This window comes from Ilumatobacter sp., from assembly GCF_030065885.1.
In the GTDB taxonomy this organism is placed as follows: Bacteria; Actinomycetota; Acidimicrobiia; order Acidimicrobiales; family Ilumatobacteraceae; genus Ilumatobacter.
In genome coordinates this window covers 23,550-34,601 of sequence record NZ_JASJCS010000062.1, presented here as the reverse complement: position 1 = coordinate 34,601, position 11,052 = coordinate 23,550, and the positions used below count along the sequence as shown (strand labels likewise).

11 protein-coding genes are annotated in these 11,052 nt (G+C 70.3%); 5 read left to right on the top strand and 6 right to left on the bottom strand.

The annotated features are described in order from the left end of the window. Window positions 1-213: 213 nt before the first annotated feature. Together QNJ12_RS13915 and QNJ12_RS13910 are read right to left on the bottom strand one after the other, a co-directional pair. The gene (locus QNJ12_RS13915; RefSeq protein WP_367281793.1) at window positions 214-552 is read right to left on the bottom strand and encodes a metallopeptidase family protein; all 339 of its coding nucleotides are present in this window, start codon (window positions 550-552) and stop codon (window positions 214-216) included. Window positions 553-571: 19 nt separating this feature from the next. After that, complete coding sequence (locus QNJ12_RS13910) at window positions 572-1,720, bottom strand: P-loop NTPase (RefSeq protein WP_300623353.1); 1,149 nt, start codon at window positions 1,718-1,720, stop codon at window positions 572-574. Window positions 1,721-1,781: 61 nt separating this feature from the next. Here QNJ12_RS13910 and QNJ12_RS13905 point away from each other — a divergent pair, with 61 nt between their 5' ends. From QNJ12_RS13905 to QNJ12_RS13895, 3 genes are all read left to right on the top strand, one after another. Further along, window positions 1,782-2,498, top strand: a complete 717-nt coding sequence (locus tag QNJ12_RS13905) for a helix-turn-helix domain-containing protein (protein ID WP_300623352.1) — start codon at window positions 1,782-1,784, stop codon at window positions 2,496-2,498. A gap of 246 nt (window positions 2,499-2,744) precedes the next feature. Further along, the gene (locus QNJ12_RS13900) at window positions 2,745-4,391 is read left to right on the top strand and encodes an amidohydrolase (RefSeq protein WP_300623351.1); all 1,647 of its coding nucleotides are present in this window, start codon (window positions 2,745-2,747) and stop codon (window positions 4,389-4,391) included. Continuing rightward, window positions 4,388-5,281 (top strand): GTP-binding protein, encoded by an 894-nt coding sequence (locus tag QNJ12_RS13895; RefSeq protein WP_300623349.1) that lies wholly within the window; start codon window positions 4,388-4,390, stop codon window positions 5,279-5,281. Before QNJ12_RS13900 ends, QNJ12_RS13895 begins: the two co-directional genes overlap by 4 nt. Window positions 5,282-5,305: 24 nt before the next feature. On the opposite strand, the gene QNJ12_RS13890 is transcribed toward QNJ12_RS13895, so the two are convergent. Continuing rightward, the gene (locus QNJ12_RS13890; RefSeq protein WP_300623347.1) at window positions 5,306-5,998 is read right to left on the bottom strand and encodes an AAA family ATPase; all 693 of its coding nucleotides are present in this window, start codon (window positions 5,996-5,998) and stop codon (window positions 5,306-5,308) included. 50 nt (window positions 5,999-6,048) lie between these two features. Between QNJ12_RS13890 and QNJ12_RS13885 the strand changes: the two genes are divergently transcribed. Both QNJ12_RS13885 and QNJ12_RS13880 read left to right on the top strand, forming a co-directional pair. Then, window positions 6,049-7,596 carry an alpha/beta hydrolase gene (locus QNJ12_RS13885; RefSeq protein ID WP_300623346.1) on the top strand — a complete coding sequence of 516 codons (1,548 nt, stop codon included), beginning with the start codon at window positions 6,049-6,051 and terminating at the stop codon, window positions 7,594-7,596. A 46-nt stretch (window positions 7,597-7,642) separates the two neighbouring features. Continuing rightward, window positions 7,643-8,155, top strand: coding sequence for a cupin domain-containing protein (locus QNJ12_RS13880; RefSeq protein ID WP_300623344.1), 513 nt, complete (start codon window positions 7,643-7,645; stop codon window positions 8,153-8,155). 63 nt (window positions 8,156-8,218) lie between these two features. Here QNJ12_RS13880 and QNJ12_RS13875 read toward each other — a convergent pair whose 3' ends face one another. The 3 genes from QNJ12_RS13875 to QNJ12_RS13865 form a co-directional block, all read right to left on the bottom strand. Continuing rightward, window positions 8,219-8,857: a DJ-1/PfpI family protein gene (locus QNJ12_RS13875; RefSeq protein WP_367281794.1), complete on the bottom strand. Its 639-nt coding sequence runs from the start codon at window positions 8,855-8,857 to the stop codon at window positions 8,219-8,221. Between the two features lie 2 nt (window positions 8,858-8,859). After that, window positions 8,860-9,879, bottom strand: coding sequence for a GlxA family transcriptional regulator (locus QNJ12_RS13870; RefSeq protein ID WP_300623341.1), 1,020 nt, complete (start codon window positions 9,877-9,879; stop codon window positions 8,860-8,862). 146 nt (window positions 9,880-10,025) lie between these two features. Continuing rightward, window positions 10,026-10,817, bottom strand: a complete 792-nt coding sequence (locus QNJ12_RS13865) for a DeoR/GlpR family DNA-binding transcription regulator (RefSeq protein ID WP_300623340.1) — start codon at window positions 10,815-10,817, stop codon at window positions 10,026-10,028. Window positions 10,818-11,052: the final 235 nt, after the last annotated feature.

Below are 11,052 nucleotides of genomic sequence, written 5' to 3'. Positions count from 1 at the left end.
ATAGGACACCGATTGGCTTGTGTCAACAACATTTTCACTTCCCTGCTGCTAAGGTGGCCATTTCGTGTAATGGTACTGTGGGGCGTTGTATGTCGTCATGTCACACCGGGTGGTGGCGGTGGTGCATCACTCACGGTGACAACGCTATCGGTTCGTTCTCGACGGCTCGAATCGTTCGCAGGCGAGGCGGCGCGCTGCGTCACGGCGCCGGCCTCACGCCCAACCGAGCTCGTGGAGGCGGTCGTCGTCGATGCCCGCTGCGTGCGCCACCTCGTGGATGACGGTGACGTACACCTCGTCGGCGAGATGGTCGATGTCGTCGCAGGCGTCGCAGAGCGCGTGGCGGTAGATCGACACCACGTCGGGCAGCTCGTCACCGATCCGCTCGGTGTGCGGCGTGCCCTCGTACAGGCCGAGCAGGTCGGGTTCGTCGAGGTTGCGATCGTGCACCTGGATGACGACGTTGTCGAGGACGGGATGCAGCTCGGCCGGCAGGTCGTCGATCGCCTCCGCGACCATGCGCTCGAATTGGTACCTCGGGACGATGTCCATGGACCGCGGCCCGGCCGGCTCAGATGACCTTCAGTTCCGGTGAGAAGATCTTCTTGGGTCGCATCTCGACGGCGATCTGCTCGGCGATGGCGTGGAATGCCTTCGCCGACTCGCTGTCGGGCTCGATCGCGGTGATCGGGCGACCTTCGTCGCCACCTTCGCGGATCGCCGGGACGAGGGGCAGCTGGCCGAGCAGCGGCACGCCGAGCTCGTCGGCGAGCTCGTGGCCGCCACCGCTGCCGAACAGCTCGTACCGCTTGCCGTCGTCGCCGGTGAACCACGACATGTTCTCGATGATGCCGCGCACCGGCAGGTTGACCTTCTCGGCCATCGCCGCCGACAGCCGGGCGACCTTCTGGGCCGCGGGCTGCGGCGTGGTGACCACGAACACCTCACCCCGCGGGAGGTACTGGCTCAAGCTGAGTGCGATGTCGCCGGTGCCGGGCGGCATGTCGATCAAGAGGAAGTCGGGGTCGTCCCAGAACACGTCGGTCAGGAACTGCTCGAGCGCCTTGTGCAGCATCGGGCCGCGCCAGATGACGGCCTCGCCGGGTGGCGCGAAGTAGCCCATCGAGATGCAACGGACGCCCCACTGCTCGGGCGGCACGAGCATCTGGTCGATCACGGTCGGCGGCCGGTCGGTGCCGAGCATGCGGGGGATCGAGTAGCCGTAGATGTCGGCGTCGACCACGCCCACCGAGTGGCCCTGTTGCGCGAGCGCGACGGCGAGGTTGGTGGTGACGCTCGATTTGCCGACGCCGCCCTTGCCCGACGAGATCAGCAGCGGCCGCGTCTTCGACCCGGCTTCGGCGAACGGGATCGCCCTGCCCTCGGCGTGGCCGTGAGCGTGACCGTGGCCGGCGCTGGCGGCGGCGTCGCCGTGGAGCGTCTTGCGCAGCTCCTCGCGCTCGTCGTCGGTCATCACGGTGAACTCGAGGTTGACCGACTCGACGCCGGCGAGCGGGAGCACCGCTGCCGTGACGCGGTTCTGGATCTCGTTGCGCAGCGGGCACCCGGCCACGGTCAGGGCGACGAGGATCTGGGCGGTGCCGTCGCCGTCGAGCTCGGCGCGCCGGAGCATGCCGAGGTCGACGATCGATCGGTGGAGCTCGGGGTCCTCGACCGGACGGAGGGCCTCGATGAGCTGTTCGGAGGAGACGCTGGTCATGACAGACTCATTGTGTCGACGTCGACCCTGATTTGCACTACGCGGATAGTAGAATCTCGGCATGGGGACGAATGCGTCGTTCACGGCCACGGTGTCGGCGATCACCGACGCGTTCGGTGATCCGACCCGGCGATCGGTCTACCTGTTCGTGAGAGATCACGGCGGTGAGCACGGCGCCACCACGGCCGCCGTTGCCGAGGAGATCGGCGTCCACCCCAACGTGGCGCGCCACCACCTCGACAAGCTCGCTGCCGGCGGCTACCTCGAGGTGCACTCGGGCAAGGTGCCGGGCGGCGGTGCCGGGCGGCCGTCCAAGCGGTACCTCGCGGTCGCCGACGCCGTCACCGAGTTCCCGGTCCGCAGCGACGACCTCGTGCTGTCGTTGCTCGGCCGTGCGCTGACCCGACTGTCGCCGGTCGATGCCGAGCAGATGGCCGAGGAGGTCGGCGCCGAGTACGGCCGGGCGATGGCCGCGGGTCTCACGGGCGACGCGCTCGAGGCGGGGCACCGGTCGATGCGCAGTGCCATCCAGGCGGTCGCCGATGCGCTGACGGCACACGGATTCGCGGCCCACGCCGAGAGCCGCAACGACGGGCTGCGGATCATCAACGACCACTGCCCGTTCGGAGACGTGGCGCTCGAGCACCCGGTCATCTGCGCGGTCGACCGCGGCATGGTGCGCGGCATGCTCGGCGAGTTGACCGGCGACGACTTCGACGACGTCACGACCGAGTCGAGCCTGCCCGCGGGCGACACGTTCTGCACGACGGCCGTCTAGGTTCGGGCTTCGCCGACCGGTGAAGCCGCCTCGGCGACGAGCCCGGAGGGGCTCGCGGCCCCCGCACGGCGCGCGGCGCCGAGCTTCGACGCTCGCCCGCCTCGACGCAGGCGACGCGGTCGGTCGGTGAGATGGTCGTCGACGCACGCGTTCCCGACGCCGCCTCGCGATTGCCGGCGCGACGCGGTCGGCGGTGGGATGGTCGTCGGTGCTCCGTTCCTCGATGGTGGGTGGCAGGATTCGGCGGTGGGTGTCATCTACCGAGCTCGCCGGGTCGTGACGCTCGACCCGGCGCTGCCGCGTGCCGAGGCTGTCGCCGTCCGCGACGACCGGATCCTGGGCGTCGGCACGATCGACGAGTTGCGTGCGAACTGGGGCCGGCTCCCGGTGCTCGATCGCTATGCGGGCGACGTGCTGCTGCCCGGCTTCGTCGAGGCACACGCCCACACCACCGAAGGGGCACTGTGGGCGTGGGAGTACGTCGGCTACTTCCCCCGTCTCGGCCCCGACGGTCGGATGCGCAATGGCTGCCGGTCGTTCGAATCCCTGCTCGACGTCCTGCGGGCGGTGGATGCGCAGCTCGCCCCGGACGAGTCGCTGATCGTCTGGGGCTACGACCCGATCTACTTCCCCGGTGAGCGGCTCGCCGCCCACCACCTCGACCTGGTGTCGACCACGCGATCGATCTGCGTGATTCACGCCAGCCTGCACCTGATCACCGTCAACACGGCGTTGATGGAGCGCGAGGGCTTCGCCGACGGCTCCGAGGTCGAGGGTGTCCCGGTCGGCGGCGACGGCCGCCCGATCGGCGAGCTGCAGGAGCCGCCTGCGATGTCGCTGGCTCGCCGCGAGATGGTCGCCGTGTTCGGCGCCCTCAACAGCCCGGGTGCGATCAGCCGCTTCGCCGACATGGCGCGATTGGTCGGCTGTACGACGGTGACCGAGCTCGGTGCCGGCCGGCTGCTCGGTCAGGACGACGTCGACCTGTGGCTCACCACGGCGGCGGCCGACCGCTTCCCGGCGCGCATGGTGCCGTTCCTCAACCCGGCCCGCAACCCCGGGGCGCCCGACGAGCTCGCCGAGCACGTGCACGAGCTGCGGGCGCAGTCGACCGACATCGTGCGGTTCGGGCACGTCAAGCTGGTGCTCGACGGGTCGATCCAGGGGTTCACCGCACGGCTGAACCCGCCGGGGTACCTGCCCGACCCCGAGGGGCGGGAGCGGCCGAACGGCATCTGGCTGATGGCGCCGGAACGGTTCGCCGAGCTGTTCGAAGCGTTCCACCGGGCCCACGTCACCGTGCACGTCCACGTCAACGGCGACGAGGCGGTCGACCTCCTGCTCGACACCGCCGAACAGGCGCTCGCCGACCACGCATGGCTCGATCACCGGCACACGGCGCAGCACACCCAGCTCACCACGGCGGCCCAGTACCGGCGGATGGCGCGTCTCGGCATGAACGCCAACATCTTCTCGAACCACATCTTCTACTGGGGTGATCAGCACCGCTCGATCACGGTCGGCGCGGATCGTGCGGCCCGCATGGACGCCTGCGCCACGGCCGCCCGCGAGGGGGTCAGGTTCAGCGTGCACTCGGACGCTTCGGTGACGCCGCTCGGGAGCCTGCACACGATGTGGTGTGCGGTGAACCGGGTGACGGCCTCCGGTGACGTGCTCGGTCCCGACGAACGGATCACCGTCGACCGGGCGCTGCGGGCGGTCACCGTCGACGCGGCGCACCAGCTGCGGATGGACCACGAGATCGGCACGATCGAGGCGGGCAAGCTCGCCGACTTCGTGGCACTGGCCGAGGACCCCAACGACGTCGAACCGATGCGCCTCCGCGACATCGAGGTGCGCGGCACGATGGTCGGTGGCATCGCGACGGCATGACGGCAGCGACCACCGACGACCAGCGCGTCCCGTTCACCCTGCTGGGCGGTTACCTCGGGGCCGGCAAGACGACGATCGTCAACCACGTGCTCGCACACAGCGTCGGTCGCCGCATCGTCGTGCTCGTCAACGACGTCGGTGCGATCGACGTCGACGTCGCGCTGATCGCCGCCCACGACGGCGACACGCTCTCGCTCAGCAACGGCTGCGTCTGTTGCACCCTCGCCGACGACTTCACCGTGACGCTCGAGCGGGTCCGCGATCTGCGACCTCGGCCCGACCACGTGCTGATGGAGTTGAGCGGTGTGGCCGAACCCGCCCGCGTCGCGCCGTGGGCGAACACCGCCGGGTTCCGCCTCGACGGGACCTTCGTCGCAGCCGATGCCGACCAGATCGGCGAGCTGGCCGCCCGCCGGTACGTCGGCGACACGATTCGCGAGCAGCTTGGTGCCGCCGACATCGTCCTGCTCACCAAGACCGACCTCACCGCCGACGGCGGTGCCGGCGCGACGGCGGTGGTGCGCACGATGTCGGGGGCGCCCGTCGTTCGGGTCGAGGGCGGTGCCGTCGACGTCGGCCTCCTGCTCGGCCACGCGAGCTCGGCCGGATCCACGTCGAGCGACGACGAACCGTCGACCGGACGAGCACCTCGTGCCGGCCATCGAGCAGCCGTCGTCGAGGTGGGCACACCCACCGTCGCCGAGCTCGAGGAGCTGATCGCCGGACTGCCGGCCGACGTGGTTCGTGCCAAGGGGCTGGTGCGCTGCGCCGGCGAGAACGCGCCGTGCGAGGTGCAGGTGGTCGGCCGGCGGCGCAGCGTGAGGCGCCGCCCGGGTCTCGACCTCGCGAGCGCCGGCGACGCCATCGTCGCGATCAGCGTGCCGCGCTGAAACGGCGCCGACTCGCCCGTCCTGTCAGGCGAGATGGCGGAGGAACCGTTCGGGTGATTCGAGGAACGATCGCCACAGCAGCACGACGTCGAGGTCGTCGACGCTCCTGAGGTGGCCACCGAGGTCGTCGAGCTCGTAGATCCGTGCGCCGGGGATCGACATCAGCAACGGCGAGTGCGTCGCCATCACGAATTGTGCGCCGGCGGCGACACCTTCGTGGATCGCGGTGATCAGCGCGAGCTGCCCCGTGAACGAGAGCGCGGCCTCGGGTTCGTCGAGCACGAAGAGCATGGGCTGGTCGAACCAATCACGTGTGACCTGCAGGAACGACTCACCGTGCGACATCGCGTGGTACGAGGGCATCGGGGGACCCGGAAGTGCATCACGGTCGGTGGCCACGTTGTAGAAGCTCTCCGCACGGAGGAACCAGCCCGGCCGGAGGCGCTTGGCCGCCCGCCACGTGAGGTCGAGGTGCCGGGCCAGCTCGGAGTGCGTCGCCTGCGTCTCGAACCGTATGTGGCCGCTGCCGCCCTCTGGGTTGAAGCCCGCTGCGACGGCGATCGCCTCGATCAGGGTGCTCTTGCCGGTTCCGTTCTCGCCCACGAAGAGCGTGACACCGGAGGAGAACTCGATCGGCAGCGATCGCGCGGCGGGCAGGTCGAACGGGTAGCCGTCCTTCGGCGCGTCGTCGGCGAGCGCCGCGGTTCGGAGCGTCACGGACCGATCATCGCACGGGACCTGTGGTTGACTCGGCGGCGATGGATGGTGTGCCGGAGGTTCGGTTCGCACGAGCGAGTGGCTCGTCGATCGCCTACCTGGAGTACGGCGACGGTCCCGTCACGATCTGCGCCGTGCCACCGATGGCACAGAACATCGAGCTCGCGTGGGAGTCGCCGGTGCTCCGGCACATGTTCGACGGACTGGCGTCGTTCTCCCGCCAGGTCGTGTTCGACAAGCGCGGCACCGGCATGTCCGACCGCAGCCTCGACATCCCCGCCCTCGACGAGCGCGTCGACGAGCTGCGCGCCGTGATGGACGCGGCCGAGATCGATCATGCCTACCTGCACGGTCTCTCCGAGGGCGGCCCGATGGCGATCATGTTCGCCGCCACGTATCCCGAGCGCGTCGACGGCCTGATCCTCGAGGGCACGGGCGCGTCGCTGATGAGCGACGAGCAGCGCGCCGCAGGACGGTCCGGGCCCGAGTACGAAGCGCAGCTGGCGCGCTGGGAGGCGTACGTCTCGGTGTGGGGGACGCCGGAGTCGATCTCGCTCGACATGTTCGGGCCGTCGCTCGCCGACGACGCCGAGTTCCGGGCGTGGTGGTCGCGCTACGAGCGACACGCCGCCAATCGCGACGCGCTGATGACCCTGCTGCGGATGAACGGCGACATGGACGTCCGCGACGTGCTGCACCGCGTCGACGCGCCCGTGCTCATCCTCCATCGGGCCGGGGACCAGATCGTCCCGGTCGAGCGCGCACGCGAGACGTACCGGCTCCTCGACGAGGCCGGCGCCGACGTCCGGATGGTCGAGCTCCCCGGCGAGGACCACTTCTCGTTCGCGGGCGACGTCGACGCCCTCGTCGCCGAGATCGAACGGTTCACCACGGGCACCGTGCGGGCCCGCCGGCCGCGCTCGACCGCGCGCCCGGCCATCACCACGATGGGCCGATTCGAGGTCGCGGTCGACGCCGAGCCGGTGCCGACCAGCGCGTGGGGATCGAAGCGTGCCCGCACGCTGCTCAAGCGCCTGATCGCCGCTCGCGGCTGGCCGGTCACGCGGGACGAGCTCGTCGAGATGCTCTGGCCGGGTGAGGCCTCCGATCGCCTCGGCGCCCGGCTCTCGGTGCAGCTGTCGGCGGTCCGCCGCATCCTGCACGGCGGGGTCATCGCCGATCGCTCGGCGATCCGGCTCGACCTCGACGCCGTCGACGTCGATCTCGAGCGCTGGTTCGACCTCGACGACGACGACGCCGTGGCCGACGGGTATCCGGGGGAGTTGCTCCCCGACGACCGCTACGACGACTGGTCCGGACCGCTCCGCGACGAGATGCGAACCCGGTTCGTCACGGCGGCCCGTCGAGCCGCAGATCGTGCTGACACCGATCGTGCCGACAGCGATCGCGCCGTCGAGCTGTACCGGCGGGTGCTCGCCGCCGACCCGTTCGACGAGCACAGCCACCGTCGGCTGGTGGCGACGCTTCACGCAGACGGGAGGTCGGGCGACGCGAGGGACGCCCACGGCACCTATGCGGCGGCGATGGCCGAGCTGGGTCTCGAGGCCGAGACATGGGAGTCGATCGTCGGGTCGTAGCGGCAACCGGAAGCTTCTCGGAAGGGTCGCGTCACATCGTGGCGCCATGACGACCAGTGCTGCCACCATCGAACAGCTGCATGCCATCGCCGACGGCGACGGCGCTCACCACCACTTCCTGAACCACCTGGCGACCGTGAAGGTCGGTGCCGGCGACTCGACGTCGGGGATGAACGCCGTCGAGTTCACGGCGCCACGTGGGTTCGGGCCGCCGCTCCACGTGCATCGCGAGGAGGACGAACTGATGTATGTGATCGACGGGCGCGTGCGCTTCGAGTTCGGCGAGGAGTCCGTCCTCGCCGACACCGGTTGCGTGGTCTCCCTGCCCTGTGGCGTCCCGCACACCTTCCAGGTCGAGTCGGAGTCGGCTCGGCTGCTGACGGTGGCTGCGGGCCGCCGCTCGGCACCGAGCTTCGACCGCTTCGTCGCAACGCTCGGCGAGCCGATCGACACGACAGCGCTGCCCGAGCCCGTCGCGATCGATCCCGGTCGCGTCGCAGCGGTCTGCGCCGAGCACGGCATGGAGGTCCTGGGCCCGCCGCCGGCCCCACTCACGTGATCCCCGAAGCCGAACGCGTGAGGATGTTGCGGACATAGTGCGCAAGAACCTCACGCGAACGAGCTACTTGCGGTGCTGGGCGTACTCGATGACGCGGTCCATCACGCCCGGTCCGACCTTGTCGACGGCGCCGGCGTCGAACGGCGGCTGCGGGTCGTACTCGATCATGAGCTGACACGCCTCGGCGGCGGTGCGGTCGAACACGAGCTCGACGAGCCGGAGCGCCATGTCGATGCCGCTCGACACGCCGGCCGCGGTGATGATGCGCCGATCGAGGTGCTCGACGACGCGGGTCGTGGTCGGGGTCGCGCCGGTGCGCTCGAGCACGTGGTAGGCGCTCCAGTGCGTGGTCGCTGTGAGGCCGTCGAGCAGGCCGGCCGCCCCGAGCACCAGTGAGCCGGTGCACACCGAGGTGGTGAACGTGCTGGTCTCGTGCGCGGTCCGCACCCAGTCGAGCACGCGCTCGTCGTTCATCAGCGCTCGCGTGCCCTCACCGCCGGGGACGACGACGAGGTCCGGGTGCGGGAGGTCCTCGAACCGTGCGTCGGCGGTCACACCGAGGAAGCCGTTGTCGGAGCGGATCTCGCCGCGTTCGTGGCCGACGAACGTGACGTCGATCTCGGGGATCCGCTGCAGCACTTCGTACGGGCCGATGCCGTCGAGGGCGGTGAACTGGTGGAAGAGGGGGATGGCGGCGCGCAGGGTCATGCGGTGCTCCTGGTCGGTGGGGGCGTGATCGGTGAGGGTGGCCGGTGGCGGAATCGCCGACGGTACTGGTCGGGCGAGACGCCGAGTCGGCGCGTGAAGGTCCGCCGCATCGTCTCGTCGGTGCCGAAGCCGCACCGACGGGCGATCGCCTCGACCGTGTCCGAGGTGGTCTCGAGCAGGCGTCGGGCGGCCTCGATCCGTACCGACGCGACGTACCGCGCCGGGCTCGCACCGACCTCCTCGGTGAACCGGCGCGTGAAGTGACGCTCGCTCATGCCCACCCGCTGTGCGAGCAGGCTCACGCGGTGATCGGCGCCGGGGTCGGCGTCGATCGCGTCCTGGGCCGCCCGGACCGGCGCGAGCTCGGCTCGGTCGCGCCACACCGCGGTTGCGAACTGGCTCTGGCCGCCGGGCCGACGGAGGAACATCACGAGCCATCGCGCGACGATCTGCGCGACCTCGCCGTCGTGGTCGTGCTCGACGAGCGCGAGGGCGAGGTCGATGCCCGCCGTCACGCCCGCCGACGACCACACCCGGTCGTCGACGACGTAGATCGGTTCCGCGTCGACCTGGACGCTCGGGTGCCGCGCTGCGAGCTGTTCGGCGCGGGCCCAGTGGGTCGTCACGCGATGCCCGTCGAGCAGTCCGGCGGCGGCGGCGACGAACGAACCGCTGCAGACGGTCACCACACGTTCGGCGCTCTCACCCAGCCGTCGCACGGCTGCGACGAGCTCGGTCGACCGCGCCGCTTCCTGCGCACCGAAGCCGCCGGGCACGACGAGCGTGTGCGGCGACCGCCCGACGTTTCCGAGCGGGACGGTCGCGAGCTGCAGCCCGCTCTCGGTCGTCACCGTGTCGCCGTCGAGTGACGCCACCCTGAGCGCGTAGCGGACACCCTCGGGGCGGTGGGTGTCGGCGACCTCGTTGGCCCCGTGGAGCACCTCGAACGGGCCGGTCAGATCGAGCGCCTGGATGCCGTCGTAGACCACGAACAGAACGTCGATCCGGCGGGGCATGCCCCCATGGTGTCGATCGCCCGGCGTGGCGTCAATGCCACATCCCCCACGATTTCAGACAGCCGGAATCGCACAGCACGAGGCCTGATCGGACGCGCTCGTGCTGACCGGGCGCCACGACTGGGCGGCGCAGGAACGGTGTCCGCTCAGGCGGACCGCTCGGCCAGCTTGCCGGCGCGGACGACGACGAGCTCGACGCCGGCCGACTCGAAGGCTCGGTGCGCTTCGACCGGGAGGCGGTCGTCGGAGATCACCATGTCGGCGCGGCCCAACGGTGCGATCTGGGCGAGACCGCGGGTCCCCCACTTGGTGTGATCGGCGAGGACCACCACACGCTGGGCGGCAGCGATCAGTGCCGCGTTGATCTCGGCCTCGGCCAGGTTCGGCGTCGAGTAGCCGAGCGTGGCGTCCATCCCGTGCACGCCGAGGAACAGGGTGTCGATGTGCAGCTTCGACACCGCGTCGGTGGCGAGCGGTCCGACGAGCGCGTCCGACGGCGTACGGACGCCACCGGTCAGGACCACCGACACGTGGGTCGAGCCGTACAGCGTCTGTGCGATCGACGGGGCGTTCGTGACGACCGTGAGGTCGGGTGGCGCCTGCAGCTCGCTCGCGAACGTCCACGTCGTCGTGCCGGCCGTGAGGCCGATCGCCGAGCCCGGACGCACCAGCGTGGCGGCGCTGCGTGCGATGGCCAGCTTCTCGGCGCGCTGGCGGTCCTGCTTGGCCGCGAAGCCGGGCTCGAACGAGCTGAGGTCGCCGACTCGCGCTGCGCCGCCGTGAACCTTCTCGATGAGGCCGTGGTCGGCGAGGGTGTCGAGATCGCGGCGCACCGTCATCTCCGAGACCTCGAGCTGTTCGGCGAGATCGCGGACGCGAACCGAACCCGTCCGGCGAACCGCTTCGACGATGAAGTCCTGACGTTGACGAGCGAGCATCTGATCCTCCGGGTCCTCCGCGCCGGGGCCCACCCGTCAGCGTGGTCCTGTCGGCGTGCGAAGTCAACAGAATCGATCAGAATCGCACGGCCCACACGCACTCCGACGAGTCGCGATCGCCCGCGGGGTGGGCGACGCCGGGCACCGATCCCCGCCGAGGCCCACGAAGTGCTAACACTTGACACACCCCGGAAACGCGACGAAGCTGGTGTTCGGATTTGCCAGTTTCTGTTCG